18 protein-coding genes and 2 pseudogenes are annotated in these 18,353 nt (G+C 57.0%); 11 read left to right on the plus strand and 9 right to left on the minus strand.

Going from position 1 to position 18,353, the window contains the following annotated elements:
• From DVH23_RS15430 to DVH23_RS15445, 4 genes and pseudogenes are all read left to right on the plus strand, one after another.
• Positions 1-410: pseudogene (locus DVH23_RS15430) on the plus strand (hypothetical protein); the annotation flags it as partial.
• 440 nt (positions 411-850) lie between these two features.
• Positions 851-2,515, plus strand: coding sequence for an alkaline phosphatase PhoX (locus tag DVH23_RS15435; RefSeq protein WP_198667947.1), 1,665 nt, complete (start codon positions 851-853; stop codon positions 2,513-2,515).
• Between the two features lie 468 nt (positions 2,516-2,983).
• Entirely contained in the window at positions 2,984-3,667 is a 684-nt protein-coding gene (locus DVH23_RS15440) for a haloacid dehalogenase type II (protein ID WP_114578333.1), read from the plus strand.
• Positions 3,668-3,764: 97 nt separating this feature from the next.
• A complete protein-coding gene (locus DVH23_RS15445) occupies positions 3,765-4,100 on the plus strand; it encodes a hypothetical protein (protein ID WP_114578334.1) in 336 nt (111 codons plus the stop codon).
• A gap of 40 nt (positions 4,101-4,140) precedes the next feature.
• Here the strand turns inward: DVH23_RS15445 and DVH23_RS15450 are convergent, their stop codons facing one another.
• The 3 genes from DVH23_RS15450 to DVH23_RS15460 form a co-directional block, all read right to left on the minus strand.
• On the minus strand, positions 4,141-4,893 hold the full coding sequence (locus DVH23_RS15450) for a ferritin-like domain-containing protein (RefSeq protein ID WP_114578335.1): 753 nt from the start codon (positions 4,891-4,893) through the stop codon (positions 4,141-4,143).
• 141 nt (positions 4,894-5,034) lie between these two features.
• Positions 5,035-5,340, minus strand: coding sequence for a hypothetical protein (locus tag DVH23_RS15455; protein WP_114578336.1), 306 nt, complete (start codon positions 5,338-5,340; stop codon positions 5,035-5,037).
• Positions 5,341-5,389: 49 nt separating this feature from the next.
• Positions 5,390-5,671 carry a winged helix-turn-helix domain-containing protein gene (locus DVH23_RS15460; RefSeq protein WP_114578337.1) on the minus strand — a complete coding sequence of 94 codons (282 nt, stop codon included), beginning with the start codon at positions 5,669-5,671 and terminating at the stop codon, positions 5,390-5,392.
• A gap of 212 nt (positions 5,672-5,883) precedes the next feature.
• On the opposite strand from DVH23_RS15460, the gene DVH23_RS15465 reads away from it, so the two are divergent.
• The 3 genes from DVH23_RS15465 to DVH23_RS15475 all read left to right on the plus strand — a co-directional run bounded on the left by DVH23_RS15465 (position 5,884) and on the right by DVH23_RS15475 (position 9,327).
• Positions 5,884-6,222 (plus strand): DsrE family protein, encoded by a 339-nt coding sequence (locus DVH23_RS15465; RefSeq protein WP_114578338.1) that lies wholly within the window; start codon positions 5,884-5,886, stop codon positions 6,220-6,222.
• Between the two features lie 505 nt (positions 6,223-6,727).
• A complete protein-coding gene (locus DVH23_RS15470) occupies positions 6,728-7,825 on the plus strand; it encodes a CHRD domain-containing protein (RefSeq protein ID WP_114578339.1) in 1,098 nt (365 codons plus the stop codon).
• 689 nt (positions 7,826-8,514) lie between these two features.
• Entirely contained in the window at positions 8,515-9,327 is an 813-nt protein-coding gene (locus DVH23_RS15475; RefSeq protein WP_114578340.1) for a hypothetical protein, read from the plus strand.
• A 522-nt stretch (positions 9,328-9,849) separates the two neighbouring features.
• On the opposite strand, the gene DVH23_RS15480 is transcribed toward DVH23_RS15475, so the two are convergent.
• Both DVH23_RS15480 and DVH23_RS15485 read right to left on the minus strand, forming a co-directional pair.
• Positions 9,850-11,451 (minus strand): DUF4394 domain-containing protein, encoded by a 1,602-nt coding sequence (locus DVH23_RS15480; RefSeq protein WP_114578341.1) that lies wholly within the window; start codon positions 11,449-11,451, stop codon positions 9,850-9,852.
• A gap of 173 nt (positions 11,452-11,624) precedes the next feature.
• Positions 11,625-11,804 carry a hypothetical protein gene (locus DVH23_RS15485; RefSeq protein ID WP_114578342.1) on the minus strand — a complete coding sequence of 60 codons (180 nt, stop codon included), beginning with the start codon at positions 11,802-11,804 and terminating at the stop codon, positions 11,625-11,627.
• A 175-nt stretch (positions 11,805-11,979) separates the two neighbouring features.
• Here DVH23_RS15485 and DVH23_RS15490 point away from each other — a divergent pair.
• Positions 11,980-12,958: pseudogene (locus DVH23_RS15490) on the plus strand (hypothetical protein).
• 313 nt (positions 12,959-13,271) lie between these two features.
• Here the strand turns inward: DVH23_RS15490 and DVH23_RS15495 are convergent.
• Both DVH23_RS15495 and DVH23_RS15500 read right to left on the minus strand, forming a co-directional pair.
• The gene (locus DVH23_RS15495) at positions 13,272-13,613 is read right to left on the minus strand and encodes a hypothetical protein (protein ID WP_114578343.1); all 342 of its coding nucleotides are present in this window, start codon (positions 13,611-13,613) and stop codon (positions 13,272-13,274) included.
• 84 nt (positions 13,614-13,697) lie between these two features.
• A complete protein-coding gene (locus DVH23_RS15500) occupies positions 13,698-14,099 on the minus strand; it encodes a VOC family protein (RefSeq protein ID WP_114578344.1) in 402 nt (133 codons plus the stop codon).
• Positions 14,100-14,266: 167 nt separating this feature from the next.
• Here DVH23_RS15500 and DVH23_RS15505 point away from each other — a divergent pair, with 167 nt between their 5' ends.
• Together DVH23_RS15505 and DVH23_RS15510 are read left to right on the plus strand one after the other, a co-directional pair.
• A complete protein-coding gene (locus DVH23_RS15505) occupies positions 14,267-14,542 on the plus strand; it encodes a PadR family transcriptional regulator (protein WP_114578428.1) in 276 nt (91 codons plus the stop codon).
• Positions 14,543-14,734: 192 nt separating this feature from the next.
• Positions 14,735-15,295, plus strand: a complete 561-nt coding sequence (locus DVH23_RS15510) for a TATA-box-binding protein (protein ID WP_114578345.1) — start codon at positions 14,735-14,737, stop codon at positions 15,293-15,295.
• Between the two features lie 68 nt (positions 15,296-15,363).
• Here the strand turns inward: DVH23_RS15510 and DVH23_RS15515 are convergent, their stop codons facing one another.
• Positions 15,364-15,792: a TRAM domain-containing protein gene (locus DVH23_RS15515; RefSeq protein ID WP_114578346.1), complete on the minus strand. Its 429-nt coding sequence runs from the start codon at positions 15,790-15,792 to the stop codon at positions 15,364-15,366.
• 1,223 nt (positions 15,793-17,015) lie between these two features.
• On the opposite strand from DVH23_RS15515, the gene DVH23_RS15520 reads away from it, so the two are divergent.
• A complete protein-coding gene (locus tag DVH23_RS15520; RefSeq protein ID WP_114578347.1) occupies positions 17,016-17,573 on the plus strand; it encodes a hypothetical protein in 558 nt (185 codons plus the stop codon).
• A 70-nt stretch (positions 17,574-17,643) separates the two neighbouring features.
• On the opposite strand, the gene DVH23_RS15525 is transcribed toward DVH23_RS15520, so the two are convergent.
• Positions 17,644-18,333 (minus strand): hypothetical protein, encoded by a 690-nt coding sequence (locus DVH23_RS15525; RefSeq protein WP_114578348.1) that lies wholly within the window; start codon positions 18,331-18,333, stop codon positions 17,644-17,646.
• Between the last annotated feature and the right edge of the window lie 20 nt (positions 18,334-18,353).

The following is an 18,353-nucleotide window of genomic DNA, read 5'->3' on the forward strand; positions in this document are numbered from 1 at the left end:
ATCACGAGGACGAACACCCACACTCACACGACCACGACGATGAGAATCGATTCAGCCGGCTCACAGCATGGGTTCCGTTTCTCGGCGGGCACGAGCACTCACACGACACGCTTGACGATTCTGCCGACCGCGGGCTCGTCGGAATCGCGTGGTTCGCGTTCGTTCTCGGATTCGCTCACGAAGAGGAGTTCGAGATCATCGCCCTCTGCGTTGGCTCGCCGTACTGCCTCGAACTGATGACCGCCTATGCGCTCACAGTTATCCTTGGAATCGTTGGGCTGACGATGGTGTTGATCGCGGGCTACGAACACTCCGAAGAACGAGTCGAGCGGTATACGCCCTATCTTCCCATGTTCTCCGCTATCGTCCTCACTATCATGGGCCTCGGATTCATTATCGGGCTCTTCTGACGGGCACACGCTGCGATCGCTATGTCGCCACCTGCGCACCCGAATGTCAGGCGAAGCCCTCTCAGCGGCAGGGCTTATTGAGGCTCCTTTCAGCACAGATAACGGAGCTTAAAACAGCGCTTGCATACAACCGCGACTAACTACGTGATAGCAGATAGTTGGGAGGATCCGATCAGGGTGGATTACTCTCTCGGGTGGAGTGGGGGGATCAACCCATTTCTATATATTTATCATAGGAAGACTCTTCTAAAGAAATTACAATCAGCTATTCGATGGCAACCTACTACAGCCGTCGTGATGCACTCTCACTCCTTACCGCACTCGGTCTCGGAGTCGGGGCTTCGACGGGGAGTGCCAGTGGACAGTCCCATACTCACGATGACGGCGGGCCGACACTGAATCGGTTCGCAACGACCGTTCGCGGTGCGGAGATCACCGGAATGTTCCTGACCAACAACGGTCGCTTCTTCTTCAATATCCAGCACCCGAGCGGGTCGAACGATGACCCGTTCGATAAAGGGACTCTCGGAGCGCTCACGGGTGTTAATCTCCACGATCTTCCGAGTGACTTCGGGAGTGTCCCGGTTCCCGACGAGGGCGACATGACGACAGTTCACACGGCGGCGGGAGAGTACCAACCGCTCGCAAACGGCGGCGACGAGACCGATGACGGGGAGGGACTTGGAATCCCCTATAGCCTGGACGGCAATGCGCTGACGAACGCGAACAACCCGGATTTCAACGGATTCGTTCCCGCTGAACACCCGAACGAGGGGTACCTATTCAGCAACTGGGAAGCTCGTCCAGGAATGGTGAGTCGGCTCCACCTCCGGATGAAGGGCCGACGTGGCAAGAGTCAGAACCACGAATGGGAGGTCCTTGGAAGCGAAAACGTCGAGTTCCGGGATGTCGAGGGGACGTGGACCAACTGCTTTGGTACCGTTAGCCCGTGGGGCACGCCACTCACGTCCGAAGAATACGAACCCAATGCGAGAAACTGGTTCCGCAGCGGGAGCGGTGCGGGCGCGATGTCATCCTATCTCGGGCGGTTCGCGAACGCCTATCGGTATGGCTATATCGTCGAGATCGAGGAACCGACTGGCGACCCTGAACCGGTCAAACACTTCTCGATGGGGCGGTTCTCACACGAGAACTCCGTCGTAATGCCCGACGAGAAAACCGCCTACATGAGCGATGACGGAACCGGCACCGTCTTCTTCAAATTCGTTGCTGATGAAGCAGGCGACCTCTCAGCGGGAACGCTGTATGCAGCACAAACGACACAGGACGACAGTACCGATGTAGACGCGGCAGGCTTCGATCTCGAGTGGATCGAACTTGCTCATGGTACTGATCAGGAGATCGAAAGCTGGATCGCCGAATACGATGATCAGGAGCCGGGTCCGAATGCCGACTACGTTACGGACGCCGAGGTCGGCGCGTGGGCCAATGGGAACGCCGACGACGACCGCGCAGCGTTTCTCGAATCCCGTGCAGCTGCGGCAGCCATTGGTGCAACCGATGAGTTCCGCAAAATGGACGGCGTCAACATCCGTCGGGATGCGGTTCCGGGTGATTACCTCTATATGGCCATGTCGAACACGAATGCGACGATGGCTGATGGGCAGGGCGATATCGCCATCGAAGGCGACAGCTGGGGCGCGATCTACCGCATGGAACTGGACGAAAACTTTGATGTCGGACGCATGGAGCCAGTGATCACGGGCGGGCCCGACGCGAACATTTGTGGAGGCTGTCCCTATGATGCACGTCCGGATTCGGCGAGTACGGTCTGTCAGGACTGTGCGTTCAATCCAGTTCCGACCAATGAAGACGAAGAGAAGAGTATCGTCGGCCGTGGTCTCGAGCGAATGAGCGAGTCGTTCGACTCTGCACAGCCATTCGACCCTGAGACGACGATCTCAGAACCAGACAACATCGTTGTCATGGATGACGGACGTGTTGTGATCGGCGAAGATACGAACAACGAAGGACACGATCCACCGAACATGATTTGGATTTACGATCCCGGCGACGGAGAGCGGGGCTCTGCGAAGAATGCCGGCCGCCGTCGAGGTAGTGGTCGTGGTCAAGGCCGATCATAGTCAGAGACTCATCGCTGCTAATCAATCCACGACCGGTTCAGACCGCGAAATCGATCGAACAGACACTCCCGCACGTGTGTGATATTGTCCGCACGGCCTGCTTCACTTTTCTGATCATTACCCCCGGTTGTGCCACCTGTAAACGCCACCGGTTGCGCTGAATTACGCGCTCCTGGCCCAGTCACTGTCACAGGAGCCGGATCCTGCAATCTACATATCTATTGACTCTAGTGGAGCCTCCAGTTAATCCGTACCGAGTTGGGGACCTGATAGATTGAGCGTAACTCTTGACAGCAGAGTACTCCCCGCGTGTTGCCGTAGGACTCGCTACGTAACCGGGTAGGAACTTACTGGGGGCTCCACAAGTCGTCGCGGGAAGAAGAAGCCACCTGCCTTCGGGTCATCGTTCGAAGAACTACCCGGTCGGAAGGCCGACTACTATCACTCGGGCCGGCGATAGATACAGTGATGACGTTCGACGCCGAGCGGGTCACGACGGTCACCTTCGACTCGTACAGTACGCTCGTGGACGTGGATGCGGCCGAGAAGGCGCTCGCGGAACGCGTGGACGACCCGGAGCCAGTGTCGAAGCTCTGGCGTGCACGGTCGCTGGAGTACACGTTCGTCGCGAACCACATCGACGCCTACCAACCGTTCTACGAGATGAATCGTGATGCGCTTCAGTACGCCCTCGACGCCCACGACGTAGACATTTCACAGGACGAGCGTGACGAAATCCTCGCGGTGTATCACGAACTCGACGTGTTCGACGACGTCCGGGACGGGATCGAACGGCTGCGGGACGGGGGCTACGACTGCTACGTCCTCTCGAACGGGAACCCCGAGATGCTCGAATCCATGGTCGACCACGCAGGCATCGACGACCTCGTTGAGGACACGATCAGCGCCGACAAGGTTCGGACGTTCAAGCCCGATGCCGACCTCTACCGCCACGCTGCTGGCCGCACCGGGACGCCCATCGACGAAATCGCCCACGTGACGGCTGGCTGGTTCGACGTCATGGGCGCACAACACGCTGGCATGCAGGGTGTTCGAGTCGATCGCAACGACGCGCCCTGGGAGCCGTTCGACGGTAAACCAGACCTCACCATCAAGATTTTCTACGAACTGGCCGAGGAACTCGACGTGTAACCAGTGATTCGGTCCGATATCTGGACTCTCTGTGATTTTTCGGGATAACAGAGCGAGAGTCAAGTAGTGTCCGTTCCTCGCGCCCTGTACGCAAGAGATGGGTACCGGCACCGAGACGGACAACAGCGGACGCCTTTATGGCCGGTGGAGGCCGCATCCGAGAGCGCTCGATCTCCTGTATCAGATGGCGTTTCTCGGCCGTGAGGACGAGTTCCGACAGTTGGCCATCGATACGCTCGATCTTGCGTCGGGTGAATCCGTGCTCGAGATCGGCTGTGACACGGGGAACAGCTTCGATGCGCTACAGCAGGCAGCCGGTCCAGACGGGACAGTCGTTGGGCTCGACACGAGTCGTGGAATGACGTACGCGGCCTCGACCCAAATCAACATCTCTGCCATTTTCACTCCAACCGGGCTCTGGGGCCGGTCTTAACGGAACTAATCGACCGCAGGATGGAGGGCCGACCGGCGCGTTACTCGACGATGAACGGGCCCGCGCGCTCGAGGACTTCGTCCATGGTGAGTGCTTCGTCGACCGCGTTGGGGAAGCCGCTTTCGCCATTAACCACGTTCAAGAACGAGGAGTGGCGGGCTTCAACGCTGTGGATGCCCAGCGCCGGCGGGATCAGGTCAGGGTTCTCGATCAACGGCGCTGCGCCCGCGTAGGCGCCCACGCCGGTGGTTTCGAGGACTGCGGCCGTCTGGAGGAACTCTGCGGGATTCTCCGTTGCGGTGCCGAAGTCGAACTCGGGTTCGGCGATCGGCTCGCCCCCGAGGTTCCCGATCGTGTCAACGAGGATCTCGACGTGGGCTTCCTCGTGGGCTTGAATGGTCCGTAGTTCCTCAAAGGCGTCGTCCTGGACGGCGCCGCCGACCATCTGGAGGGGTTCGGACCGACAGAGACCACTCGATCCGATCGTGTCCAGGCCCTCTCGGTAGAAGCGCGCCTCGAGGTATTCGAGGGTCAGTGCGAAGTTCAGGATGTCGACGTCCGACGGGCCCTCACCGTTCATTTCATCGCCTTCACCATCCTCGCCATGGCCGTCCATGGCCGTCACGGCAGTCCCTGCATCTGCGAGCTGGGCAGCTCCCGGCGTCGACGCGGCGACCGTGCCCGCGCCAAGGAGTGCGGAGGTCCCGAGGAATCGTCGACGTGTCGATCCGGATCGTCCGGATTTCGATTGGCGATCAGTACTGTCGTCCGTTGGAGATTGCTTGTCCGTCATAGTTTTCTTCGGTCGAAACGCATCTAAACGATTCCACGAAACCACATAAGAAGATTTTCCCTACTCTCACCCAAATTGGCCGACCATTTGTGCCATCGGAGAAAATCCGGACGTTCAGTTAGTTCGGGAGAGTAATATTGGTTAATCCCAGGTGACCCACAACAGGAAGGCGATAGCAGCCGTCTCGAGGACGTGAAGGATCATGAGCGCGCGCCAGGCGATGACTGGAACCGCAGTGGCAAACCAGACTGAAAGGTCCGGATCGATGAAGTAGTAGTAGAGCGCGAGAGCGTTTTCGGCGAGCAAGAGGAGTGAAAAGACTGTGAGACCGAGTACGTGCTTCGAGCGAATCTGGATGTAGTTGCGTACCCAGATGGCACTGAGTACGAGGAGGAGGACAACGTTCACGCCGGTAGATATCCGGGCGACGTCTATCCAGATCGACATCTAACTCCTCCTTGCAATCGCATCGGGATATACCCTGTCCCAAATTCGTTCATAATTCCTCCACAGAGTTCATGATCTGTTCGATGGTGTCCCAGTGATGTCTGGCCTGATCGGTGGGTAGGTACACTGCGCCGTACTCGTCCCCACTCTTTTGTAGGATGTTATTTTCGACGAGGACGTCGAGATGATGGCGGACCGTCTTGTAGTCCAACTCAAGATCCTCGGCGAGTTGATTCGCGTTTCGAGGCTGTTCGTGGAGTGCTGTGAGGATCCGAAGACGGTTGGGACCGCCTCGGGTTCCAGTCAGCACGTACCACAACACAGCCTCCATCACCCCATACTTGCCCCTCCCCCATGTAAATCCACAGGACCATCGACCGAGCATAGCCGAACCGTCCACCTTATCCGCCTAGATCTGAGGAGGCCGCTGTTAACTCGTCCCACAACAGTGCGAGATCCTCCTTGCACGTCCTCTACAGGATCAGAAATAGGACGTGATGCAAGCAGCACATCTTCCCTTGGTCTCGTCCTGTATCGAACTGCATGAAGACAGTGCTTCATCTCCTCTCAGGAGACGAGACCGAACAAGAAACCACCCTTGCGATTGCTAGAAACCTTCTCGAGGATGAAACGGGGAGTATTGATGACGTTGCAGTTGTCGTCCAAGCTGACGGAGTAGATGCAATCACAACGGGTGTCGAGACCGAAGACCAGGTTCAGGCATTGTTAGAGGACGACGTGTCGTTCAAAGCGTGTCGTAACACGCTCGATATGATGGATCTCGAGGAAGCAGACCTCATCGACGGAATTGAAACCGTCCCAGAGGGAGCCGTCGAAGTGACGCGATTACAAACCGACGGATACGCATATATCCGTCCGTAGCGAACACTCCTACTCGGAAGACGGACGCTTTGCATCCTCCCTCTCGATGTCTCGACTCCAACCGAGTGGCAAGATGCGACAGTCAGAGATGTTTTGCTGCAAGCACGTCAAGAGCGTGTCATACAATGGTTCTCAACAGCTACCATTCATAGGGAATCATTTGAAAGAAACTCCCAACTGCCGAGATCGGCGGAGTCAGGCACGATATGGAGGCCGTATAATCGCCGGGTAGAGGGTGTGAGACGAATTCTATGACACGCTGCGTCAAAGTAGACGAGTAGAGTCGAGATACCCGATTACACCCTCCGCGACACTGGGAGAGCAGTTTTGAAGATTCTTGACGTGGAGCGTCAGCCAACACAACTCGACACTCTCGATTATGTTGCCATGCAATCGATCGGTTTCTTCCAGAGTCGAAATCGAGTCGGGTCGAATTTGGGTGAGAGTTCGGTAAATTGGCTTATATGTCCCACGAATTCGATCAGTTGCAGACGCGACCCCTACCATGACAGATCAGCCATCACCGACCGACGACCGTACTAACGATGACTCGAGCCCGGGTTCGCTCCGGCGCGGGTTCTTGGGAGTCTCCGCGCTGATCGGCGCAGGTGCACTCGGAGCCACGACAACGGGTGCTGCAGACGACCACGACGGCGAAGCGAACGAGAGCAACGGTGAGATGGAGGGCCAGATGGATGCCACCGCGATGGTCACCATCGAGGAGCAGACGACGAACGGGACCTGGGTGAACGTCGCGGGAGCGACCCTTTCGGACGGCGGATTCATCGCGATCCACGACAGCACGCTGCTCGACGGCGACGTTCTCGGGAGTGTTATCGGCGTCTCGGAAGCCCTTGATCCAGGTGAGCATCAGGGGGTCGTCGTTCCGCTGTTCGGTGATATTCCGGGCACTGACTTCGATCGGGAAATGCTCGAAGCCGAGGAGACGCTGATCGCGATGCCTCACTTCGACTCGAACGACAGCGGCGCCTACGAGTTCATCGAGTCCGAAGGCGAGGTCGACGGCCCCTATGTTGACGATGACGGCGACGCCATCGTCGACGACGCGATGGTCTCCGTCAACACTGATCTCGACGACGGCGAGATGGGCGGCGACGAGGAAATGGCTGATGAGGAGGAGAGCGACGAAGGGATGGGCGAAGAAGAAGGGATGGCGTTCAGCCTCCAGGAGATCGTCGACAACCCCGAGGGCTACTACGTCGACGTTCACACTGAACAGAGTCCGGGGGGATCGGTCCGAGCCCAGCTTCACGGCGAGCCAGGGACGACCGAGTTCTCGGTCGAGATGAGTCCCGACGAGGTCGTCGACGACGGCACCGAGGGTGCGACGGGAACTGCCCACCTCGTGCTCGATCCGGAGGAAGAGGTCATCTGCTTCGACCTCTCGTTTTGCCGGATCACGCCCCCCTACGAGAGCCCCGCGAACACGGCCACGCACATCCACGAGGGCGACACAGGCGACACCGGCCCGCCGGTCATCTGCTTCCCCGACCCCCACCCACGTGATCCTGAAGCCGAGGGACCGCGGACCAGCGTCGGCTGTCTGCCCGGCGTCCTCGCTTTCGAAACCGGCGTCGAGTGAGCGACTCCACGGACGTTTTCGAGGGGTACTGATCTAGAGGAAGCGATGTCACTCCCCCCGAAGACGGTAAACGCGTCACTTCTACAGTCTCCACAGGTGGAAACGTCAACCGGTTAGATACCTCCCTCTGGGCGAACGACGTAGACTTTCCCGCAGTTGTCACACGTTACCGCTGCCGGTCGTTATCGGCAATGTGGGCCACAGTGACTCATATTCCTCACACTGGACTCGGATATCAAGCCCAGATATTGTTCTCCCGCTTCGGTACAGTCTGCAGTAGTTATCAGACCATAATCTATGGCTTTCCTCTCCGAAAGGATACCTCTCATCAGCGGCATTGGAACCGGTGCACTATTTTTCGAGAAATGATGGCGCATGAGATTGATCTCGAATTTGGGTGGGATTTCGGCAAATCCTCTTCCGTACTGTGACGAGTTGTTTCAGGAGAGGCGAGGAGGAATAACTCATGACTGACTCCCAGTACAACACCGATCACTCGCTGGATCGAACACGCCCTCGGACCGTTCACCCAGTTATGGTTCAGCCGACGCATGGGTTCGGGTCGGCCGATCGACAGCGGATCAACCGATCTCACCGGTGGGGTTCTCTGTCAAGGGTTCATCGCCGCACTCCAAGTGGGGAGCGGTTCAGTAGAGGCTCGAGATCAATGGGGATAAGGTGATCCTCTAATGTCCATTACTGGTCACCCACTCCGCCATCCGATTCGAGTTTCCAGGGAGCGCTTCGATGGTGTAGCCAACGCCAGAAGGCAGCTTCAGCTGACGCTCATCGCAGCTGGGGCGATCATGTTTACGGGTGCCTTGATAGTCGCAGTGGGTGCGTCTCCGCCGGGACTGATCTCGTTCGACCAAGACAACGACTCCGATAGCGGCCCTGGGGTCGAAGTCGAGGGAACGAACGGTACTGAAGAAGAGAACCCTAGCGTAACTGACGTGGAGTCCAGTGACGACAACAACGGTGAGGATGCGGGAGTGAGCGAAGACGAGACGCCAGCATCGACCGAAGCCGCATCTGGGAGCGATGGTGAGTCGACCGGCCAAAGTGAGGGTGCAACCGATGAGTCATCTGTCGATGCAACGCCGAATCAACGCGATGATGGCGATGGCGACGAATCGAACGACCCAGAAAGCGGCGAGACCGAATCGAATACTCTCCCAGCGGACGAATCCGATGGCGGCGACGACATGATCAATCCAGCAGCGAACGACGGTGTGGAGACGACTGAACTTCGAACACTCAAGATTGAGGCGACCAGCTCAGAAGCGGTCCAGTACGAGGTCGGCGTCAGCGGACAGTTTACACCGACTGGCTCTCACCGTTCCGGAGCTTCCACAATCGAGGGTCCAACGGCAATTGGTGAGGTTACCCAAGGAAGCCATACGCTCACCTTCGATGGCGACGTGACGAACTTGATCGTCGATGGCGATGCAGCCGTCTTCGTTAACAAGGAACTCGTCTACGTAACCAACGACGAGGCCTGATCAACAGGATCCACTGTCGCTTTCGCTGTGGGAGAGCCAGCATCCCATATGGTTCGGGCCGAACAAACGATACTCCCTGCAGAGCTATCGCTGCCATTGTTCAGGACGGCGACGGACGGGGGACGACTGTTCCGAGATACAGCACCTGTCCCAGCCAGGTTACGAGGTGTTTTGCCCTGAAAGAGTCCCCTCACGCCGAGTTAGAACCATATAGATCATAACGAGAGCCCCCAGTTTGGAACCAGCAGCAGCCACTAACGCTAATAGACTGCCTGAAGTGAGGAAAATCCCAACCGTAATGAAAAATACGACTATCATCACAACTATGAATGGTTTGATGAAAGTCGATGGCTTCTCAGGAAAGTCCATACGTACATGCTGTCGAATACGGGGGCTAATATGCTTTCCCTATAACTGTCACTCTGTCGTTATATTGAGGACAACTGGTTTGAGAAACTACTGTGTTATCCTGTATCGGAATGAGCATTGTCAAAAAAGGTTCACACCGCGCCAGGCCTCGAGTTACTCGGAGACGATCAGTGGCTGGACGATTTCGAGGACCTGGTCCATGTTCCGCGCCGGGTCGAAGGCGTTGGGCATCGAACTCGCGGGAACGAGCGATCTGAACCAGCTGGTGTGACGCGCCTCGACGCTGTGAATCGAGAGCGCCGCTGCGACCACGTCCCTGTTCTCGATGAGCGGGCCAGCCCCGGCATAGGCCGACGTACCGACGGCCTCGACACGGGCCGAGAACTGGACGAACTCCTCGAGAGTCGAGTACGGGAACTTGTACTCCGCGGCTTCGACGGGCGTCCCGCCGAGGTCCTGGATGGTCGCCGTGAGCGCCTCGACGTGGGCTACCTCGTGGTCGCGGACCGAGCAAATCTCCTGGTAGGTCGCATTCCGGAGCTGTGGGTCCGCGAACTTCTTGCCGATGGCCTCAGCGTTTTCGACGTCGCTCTCGGAGTAGGCGTCGAGGAACTCGTTGTAGTAGGCCGCTTCGAGGTGTTCGAGCGCCAGCGCGAAGTTCAGGATATCGACGTCGGTCACGTCGTCCATCCCGTCCATGCCGCCGCCGTTCATGTCGTCCTCGCCGACTGGCGTGGCCGAGCCGACCTCAAGGTCGATGCGGTAGAGTCGGGTGTCCCCCTCAACCGCGATCAGTGCGTAGGCGGCACCATCCGTGCCGGAAATGTCGAAGCCATTGACGGCGTTGGCGTCGATGCCGAGAGCACCAATGGTCGTCAGCCCGCTGGTGGTGTCCGAGTCGGGAGCTGCGTCCTGCTGGACGAGCACGTCGAGATTGCTGTCGATGTCGTACAGCATCGTACTGCTCGGGTCCGGGACGCTGTTGGTGTAGCCCGCGGCACTAAGTTGGGGGGCCTTACCGGCGTTGTCGTCGCCGTCCATGTAGAACGTATCGGGGTCCTGCCGGATGATGGAGCCGTCGTCGGCGTTCGTAACGAAGCTGTCGCCGTCGGTCGTCACGACCCGAATCGCGTCGGCCACCGGGTTGAAGTCGAACCCGATGCCGTCGATGAGATCCGTTTCGGGGTAGTCGGCCGAACCGACGACGTGTGCCTTGACGGAGCCGCCCGAGCCACTCGGCATCCCCACGGTGTAGAGCGTGCCGTCCTCGGCGAGGGCGTAGAGCATCCCGTTCGAGGGACGGTAGTCGATCCCGACGAGCAGGTCGTCGCCGTTCACGCAGGTGATCTTGGTGGCATGGTCGGTCTGAATCGCGCCCGAGTCGAGATCGACCGGAACGAGTGCGCTCGCGGTGCCCTCATCCCGGGCGACCAATGCGAGAGCGTGCTCCATGCTTCCCTCGTCGCCATCGGAGGGAACGAGGGTGAAGCCATACACTGGTGGCTGGTGGTCGGCCGCAGCAATACCGGTGCCGACCGATCCGAGGGCGACCGCTCCGGCGCCAGCTTTCGCGGCGTTGCCCATGAACGACCGCCGGTTTAGTGCGCCGCCCACGCGGGTGAGAAGGTCCTTGGTACTCTCATTTTCACAGTCAACGTCGTCGGCCTCCTGTGAGGCGCTGTCCAAGTCAACACCGTCGAGATCCGCAAAGCTCTCTCCGGCTTCGATGCGCTCTTCGATAGTATCACGGTCCATTGGTCTAAACTCCAACAATACCGCCAATTCGGAGGTATAAATTCATATGCCAGATACGTACCCAAATTCGCCCCAAATTGTAACTTACACTCACAGATCGAAAGAATGCCATCTCAGCCGAACGTGAGCTCAACGAAACGGAGGGCTCCCACCAAATAAACCGCCACCCTCTACTACAGGCTTGTCACTGCTTGTTGCCTTCGTTTAGTGATCACGATCGGAGTAAGCGTCCCGACCGTGACGAGTACGGCGTAGTGGACGATTTTTCTATCCGTCACATACCATGAAAATGCGAACAGCGACATGCTAAGAAAGACAATTATCACGTCGATCACCGTCTCCTTGCTATCCATGGCCAGAATTAGTTGCGCCGTCTACATAAAACTCACCCGCATGCACCTCACCTCTACGCAAGACGAGGTCCACCCCAGAACAGAGAAACCATGTCCTGCTGATCGTCAGTTGACGAAGCCGGCCATCCCACCGTCACGAGCAAGACGTTTTGGTCCCCGGAACCAACATCCCGCTATGCCGTTTGGAACGAGCTGGCATACGCTCCTCGACGAGTGCGACGCCCTCAACGACGAGGCGACCCTCGTCACTCCGCTCACGGAGACCGAGTTCAGGATCACCGACGTCCAAGAACACTGCATCGTGATTACGGAAACCAAGACAGACGACACAGAACCCCTCCAACGCGACCAGTTCGCAACGCTAGCCAACCGGATCTCCGACGCCGGCGGCACCTTCCACCTCCAGCGCCTTCCGCCCGATGCTGAACCCTACGCAGCCGTCTTGAGCCTCCATCCCCGCTACGAGTGCGACAAGCGAGCGGAGACGCTCACTGAAACCGACGAACCGACCACCTCCCAACTCATTACTGGGGCCACCCCATCGAGTGACGACCAGGACAGGTCTGAGCCCGATCTCGACGTCTACGCCGATATGCTCCTTCTGATCGACACGCTCGAACGCCACGATCCCGCTGCGTTCGATGAGTGGGAAACGCCCGTACTCATCAACCTCTATACTTTGCTCTCGGACGTCCAGCGGAACGCGGGCGACCTTCGTACTGAGGTTCGAGAGGTGCTACTCGACCGGCTCCACCACGACCAGCCGGTTCACGGACAGTATGGCTCGGTCCAGCGGACGACCCGCCGAAATCGATTCGCTCAAAGACGACGACGAAGTCCTCCGCGTCCTCGAAGACGAAGGCATCCCTCGCGAACGCGTCATGGCCGTCGATCGAGAGAAAGTTGACGAAGCACTGGAAGTCACTGAACTGTCCGACTCGGCCGTCTACGAAATCGACGAGCGAGAGTACGTCCGCAAAGCCGACGTCGACGAGGAGACCAAACAGAGCCGCCTCCAAGGGCTGAAGGATCAACTCGCGTTGAGCGACGAGCCTGAAGCCGAAGACCTCCGTGAGGAAGTCGACGAACTCGAACAGCGGATTGAGGACCTCACCGAGTTCAGTCCGGGGACGGAAGTCGGCTCACGCTCGTAACCCTCCGCTACGTACGTCACGCCAGTTCGGGGTGTCATAGAACCCATCTCATACCGTGATGACGGTGCTTCCCGGATCGTCTCTGCATTCGTCGGTGGTGGCGGTAACGACGAGTCAAAGACAGAGTGCAAAGAACACCTCCGTTCGAGCATGGACTCGGCCTTGGGTGCGTTAGGGTACTCGCCAATCGTTTTGGACGCAGGTCTTGCTGAGGTACAACACGTGTCTGGGAGCCGCATGCTGGTCGGGATTGAACGTCAAAAGGTGATCCTAGACCATACTGATTTCGAAACAAGGAACATGCGACTGTCCGCTACAACGAGAGTTGTTTTCGGCCGAACTGATAGGCCACCCGTCCAGAAGAAGCTACCACGATGGCAGTGAGATAGTAGACGAGAGGGAGTGCGAGAAAGCCCAATATCAGATCCAGACTGCCGGTATAGTCGGGTGAGAACAACAGGAAATCGATTCCCGCGTTCACGAGGCGAGCATGTGCAACTACAAGCAGAAGTACTCCGTCAACGATTCCTTCGTTAAGTGAGGATACAAAAGCCTGTAGTATCGAAGCAAGAAGGAGTATCAGTTGGAACCCGAACAGTATGAGAACGCTACGGGCGGTGAGAAACCGGCGAGACGTCTTCGTCAGCTGGTGCATAATAGAGTCAACTCAGACATAGGTACAAATATCTTTGGTAAATCCGACTAGTTTGTCATTTCTCTCGATTGGAGACGAACTGGGTTACTCCGCGGTGAGATCTGGACACGCCACTTCCCAGAGATGACCGTCTGGATCAGCAAAGTACCCGGAATAGCCACCCCAGAAGGTGCCCGCTGCCGGTTTCACGAGACGCCCGCCAGCACGTTCTGCTTGCTCGAGGATCGCATCCACCTCGTCGGTCGTCGAGACGTTGTGCGCTAACGTCACCCCCGAAAAGCCAGTCCCATCATCGGACACTGTAGCATCTTCTGCGAGCAGGGCTCTCGGATAGAGCGACAGCCACGTTCCCTCGAGAGGAAAGAACGCAACCTCACTATCATCCTCACGGTCTTGGATTGGAAACCCGAGGTCATCCCGATAGAATCGGATCGCTCTATCAAGTTCTTCGACACCGAGTGTGATGAGCGAAATGTTGGGGTCCATCAAGATACAGACGACGCCTCGAATGATAAACGTAGCTCCGTGGGCGCCATGAACTCCAGTCAGAACGATTCGATTGGGGAGGTTTGCATACGCGACGTCCCCGCCAAAAGATGAGGCAGTTCCTCTCAAGTATAAAAGTTATAACTGACTCATCCATAGCGCTCAGTATGGACAATTTGACAGAGTTTCAACGCGACTTGTTATACATTATCACTGGGTCCGATCAGCCCTCCGGACAAGACGTTTCGGACGAGATCACCGACTACTACGATGAAGAGGTCAATAACGGTCGCCTCTATCCGAATCTCGATACACTCGCCGAAATGAACCTCATTACTCGAGGCGAGCAGGATGGACGGACGAATTACTACGAGATCACCGATACCGGTCTCGAAGTGATTCACGAGCGACGTGAGTGGGAAGAACAGTACGTCGACTTCTAAGATGAGCCCAAGCAGGGTAAGAGACCCCGAGCATGCCTCCTCCCCTGAGACTGGAGCGAGAACCACTGCACGAGCGGTTTTACTCATCGATAGACGACCGCGACCAGCGACGCTTGGTTCGAAGGAGAGCCAGACGAGAAAACGAACAACAGCAGCATTATATATCGCTCAGCGAAAAGGATAACAAAAGGGATGGGAGATCTTCTCCAAACACTGTCGATAGAGAACGTCGTCGGGTCGACGAGCATCGACCAGGAACTCGATCTCGAGTCGCTTGCTGACGATCTCGACGGCGCCTCATTCGAGCCAGACCAATTCCCAGGGGTCGTCTCGCGAACGACCGATCCGAAGGCTGCCTCGCTGATCTTCCGCTCAGGGAAGATCGTCTGTACTGGCGCGTCTTCAGTCGACGATTTGACGACAGCCGTCGAGTTGACGTTCGAGAAACTTCGCCAATTGGGACTCAAGGTCCCAGAGGAGCCGGACATCACGGTCCAGAACATCGTCACGAGCGGCGATCTCGGCACGTCACTCAATCTCAACGCGATTGCGATCGGGTTGGGTTTGGAAGATGTCGAGTACGAACCAGAACAATTTCCCGGACTCGTCTATCGGCCCGACGAACTGGATGTCGTCGTCTTGCTGTTCGGCAGTGGAAAGCTCGTCATCACTGGCGGAACTCAGCCAAGGGATGCCGAAGACGCGATTAGCGTGATTCACGCTCGGTTGGACGACCTCGGACTACTCGAGTAGAATTGGTGAACCTCGGTGGTGGACTCCTCGCTAGCCGAGAGGGTTCGCTAGCTTGGAAGCCCCATCATTCACTCGTGGACGGTGGGATCAACGTGTTCGATGACCTCGCCGAAGGCAAGCGTCTCCTGGACGTTCTCGATTTCGATCTTGACCCGGTCGCCGATCTCAGTCTCCGGGACAATGACGACGTAGCCCCGCTCGACACGGGCGATACCGTCCCCTCGCTTGCCAATATCGTCGATATCGACGATCCGGCGATCCCCCTTTGCAATCGGTGGGTTACGTGCACTGGATTCGGTTGACTGCCCAGTCGTCTCACGGGCTGATGAGCCAGAGTCAGAATCAGAATCAGATGCAAGCAGTGCGACCTGATAGACCTGTCCTGGTTGGAGATCTCCATCCGTGAACTCTCGAGCAGGAATCTCGATTCGATACGAGTCGCCATCGGCCTCGACCTCGGCACTGAACAGACAGAGTAACTCTTCAGGTATCTCCATACTGAAACCTTCTATTCGACCATCACCCAACCATCACCTTGAGTCTACTGGTGACCACAGAGCGTCATCTCGGAAACCGACCTACTACGGAGGCAGGTCGGTAGCAGCTGCACCTTTCGAACTCTAACGAACGTAATCCAGAGATGATCAGTACCAAAAACAGGCGGGTGGCTTAGGTCCGCCTGTAGAGTGCACGGTAGTGTGGTGAATGCGACGCAACTTTCGGACCGTGCATGTGAATAACAGTCATGGTGAACAATAAGTCTGTCGGGTGGCGAAAAGTTCCCCTCCGAGGCCAAGGTCTTGAACAGCCAGAGCATCGTCTCACGCGAATTTGCTACTGAAACCATGTCTTTGAGGCGATGGGCGACGCCGTTGCGTGTCATCGGAACACGATGCTCGTCTCTCCCGTACGCGCCGCCATAGTGAGGTCACATCTCCCGGCGTACCCGCACCGCACAGCACCGCAGCCCCACACAGTATCGCACCCCCGCCGCTGTCCCACTGGCCGCCTGCCAAGGCTTCTGACTGTCCCATCATCTACTCGAGTGTGCTCGTCACTCGGCCAGTCGGCTTGGAGCTCCACCCCTGTCCCCCCACACTGCTGGAGCCCTCTCTCCCCTCTCTGTCTCGCTCGATGGACCCCTACTCGGCTGAAACCTGATGCCCCCTCACCCTACTGGTACCCAGTGACCCCCTGGCCTGCTATAGCACTGTGACCCCCTTCCTGCTGACTCGCTCGATCCCTCACTCTGGTGGCTCGCTCACTCGAGCTCGAGTATTATTTCTCCTTCTCACTCACTCGCTGCTCCCCTCTCAAATAACTCTCGAAATTTGATACACTCCTCTTTGTAGGCCCCCTTCATCCGAGATCAGGTTCGCTTGATCTGTCCCTTCTCACTGCTTCGCCTCCCCCTCCACTCGAGGAGGCTGTCGCTCTCTTGTTTTGTGGGTCGGTCATCAGCCAGTCTCTCCTTTCCCACGCGGTTTTGATTTGTTTCCTTACACTGAGTTTCAGCCAGGCCAGGCCCCCACTTCGAGGTCGGTTGGAGTAGTGCAGTACTAGGAGAGTAGGGGGTCTTTTAGTGACGCTAAAGAGAGCTTGCTACGAAACGCTTCTAAATCGGTTAGCTGGAATCGGCTAGAGGGCAATCGGTTAGTAGAAAAATCAATTAGTGGTTCGTAGCGAAAGTTTTAGAGTTAGTGACTGAGTGATATATTGTATGGTGCTCGAGGATCTCGCGTTAGACTGGAAGTCCGAGGCCGTGTTGGTCGCCCTTACCGAGGCAGATGGTGAGGCAACGACGACGGAGCTCAGTACCCTCACGGGGATCGAAAAGAACGACCATATTTTGTATCGATTTCGTGAGAAGTTAGTCCCTGCTGGCCTCATCGAAACCAGAAAAGGCGAGGCAACAGATGCGCCGATCCCCCCCACTGTTGCGATGCTAACCGATTCGGGTGAAGAAGTCGTCACGCAGCTCCGGGATCAAGACCGACGGGCACTGGACGTCTCTGAGCGGATCGAACAGGTCGCTGCAGACGTAGCACAATTAGAATCGCAAGTCGAGAGTATCGAAGGTGAATCGGTGACCGAGGATCGGCCAGTACCCTCCGATGAGCTTAACTCCATTAGTGAGGACGTGGACACACTCACGACTCGCCTGGACGCTCTCTGGGAGGGGATGGCGGTGATGCGTGATTTCATCCAAGAAGAGCACGACGTTGATCTCCGAGCATACAAAGAAGACCACGAGATCGAGACACGTGAACCTGAATGAGGAGTATCTGAGGCTGCAGGTGGTAGATCGAGAGAGTTCACACGCCTGATTGCTTTCCTGCCCTCTGATCTCATCTGAGAACTCGTTCGCGTTGCCCCCGGAGGACAAGCCAGAGACCAATAATGATCCCAACACCCATCAGGCTATACTGGAAGAATTGCCCAGTCCGTTTCTCTCGGTCGTACGTATCACCATGGTACACCTGAGATGCAGTGTTATGAACGACGTAGTAATTCTCTCCAACTCGGATGAGTTCGTTAGCTTCTGGAAGGGTATCATGGGCTGATACACTTCCTGTTTGGACGGCTGTTTGGATTTTTGGAGATGCCCGGTTTACTGGTGTCGAAATATAGCCCAACGCTTCCTCCCGCTCCATTCGTTCCAGGGAGAGCGTTCCGTTCCCTCCTAACCGCGGGGGTTGAACCCGATAGAACTCACCGTCAAGGTAGGCATAGCGGTATCCACTCCCAGGACCTGCAGCCCGTTCAGAGGAATAGTTCACGCCATCGTTCTCTAACACATACTGTTCAAGCCTGCAGACTCTGAAATCACGGTTGAGACAGGCTACTTCGCTATCAAAGGACATCACCTCGATGCTACTATTGACGTGGTCATCCTCGAACGTCACTTGAGAAGCCTCGTAGCGGTACCAATTCGGCTCGTCTAAGTCGAGCACCCCAATATAGAGCGGATTAAGTAAGAGAATCACGCCAAAGAAAACCAACACAGTTCCAAATGGAATTGAGAAGGGAAGTCTCATAGCACACACGTATAATTACC

Source organism: Saliphagus sp. LR7 (assembly GCF_003344565.1).
GTDB classification, from domain to species: Archaea; Halobacteriota; Halobacteria; order Halobacteriales; family Natrialbaceae; genus Saliphagus; species Saliphagus infecundisoli.

Bases quoted from the DNA above. Each gene is read 5' to 3' on its own strand.
- DVH23_RS15435 (WP_198667947.1), top strand. From the start codon at position 851: ATGTTCCTGACCAACAACGGTCGCTTCTTCTTCAATATCCAGCACCCG.
- DVH23_RS15440 (WP_114578333.1), top strand. From the start codon at position 2,984: ATGACGTTCGACGCCGAGCGGGTCACGACGGTCACCTTCGACTCGTAC.
- DVH23_RS15445 (WP_114578334.1), top strand. From the start codon at position 3,765: ATGGGTACCGGCACCGAGACGGACAACAGCGGACGCCTTTATGGCCGG.
- DVH23_RS15450 (WP_114578335.1), bottom strand. From the start codon at position 4,893: ATGACGGACAAGCAATCTCCAACGGACGACAGTACTGATCGCCAATCG.
- DVH23_RS15455 (WP_114578336.1), bottom strand. From the start codon at position 5,340: ATGTCGATCTGGATAGACGTCGCCCGGATATCTACCGGCGTGAACGTT.
- DVH23_RS15460 (WP_114578337.1), bottom strand. From the start codon at position 5,671: ATGGAGGCTGTGTTGTGGTACGTGCTGACTGGAACCCGAGGCGGTCCC.
- DVH23_RS15465 (WP_114578338.1), top strand. From the start codon at position 5,884: ATGAAGACAGTGCTTCATCTCCTCTCAGGAGACGAGACCGAACAAGAA.
- DVH23_RS15470 (WP_114578339.1), top strand. From the start codon at position 6,728: ATGACAGATCAGCCATCACCGACCGACGACCGTACTAACGATGACTCG.
- DVH23_RS15475 (WP_114578340.1), top strand. From the start codon at position 8,515: ATGTCCATTACTGGTCACCCACTCCGCCATCCGATTCGAGTTTCCAGG.
- DVH23_RS15480 (WP_114578341.1), bottom strand. From the start codon at position 11,451: ATGGACCGTGATACTATCGAAGAGCGCATCGAAGCCGGAGAGAGCTTT.
- DVH23_RS15485 (WP_114578342.1), bottom strand. From the start codon at position 11,804: ATGGATAGCAAGGAGACGGTGATCGACGTGATAATTGTCTTTCTTAGC.
- DVH23_RS15495 (WP_114578343.1), bottom strand. From the start codon at position 13,613: ATGCACCAGCTGACGAAGACGTCTCGCCGGTTTCTCACCGCCCGTAGC.
- DVH23_RS15500 (WP_114578344.1), bottom strand. From the start codon at position 14,099: ATGGACCCCAACATTTCGCTCATCACACTCGGTGTCGAAGAACTTGAT.
- DVH23_RS15505 (WP_114578428.1), top strand. From the start codon at position 14,267: ATGGACAATTTGACAGAGTTTCAACGCGACTTGTTATACATTATCACT.
- DVH23_RS15510 (WP_114578345.1), top strand. From the start codon at position 14,735: ATGGGAGATCTTCTCCAAACACTGTCGATAGAGAACGTCGTCGGGTCG.
- DVH23_RS15515 (WP_114578346.1), bottom strand. From the start codon at position 15,792: ATGGAGATACCTGAAGAGTTACTCTGTCTGTTCAGTGCCGAGGTCGAG.
- DVH23_RS15520 (WP_114578347.1), top strand. From the start codon at position 17,016: ATGGTGCTCGAGGATCTCGCGTTAGACTGGAAGTCCGAGGCCGTGTTG.
- DVH23_RS15525 (WP_114578348.1), bottom strand. From the start codon at position 18,333: ATGAGACTTCCCTTCTCAATTCCATTTGGAACTGTGTTGGTTTTCTTT.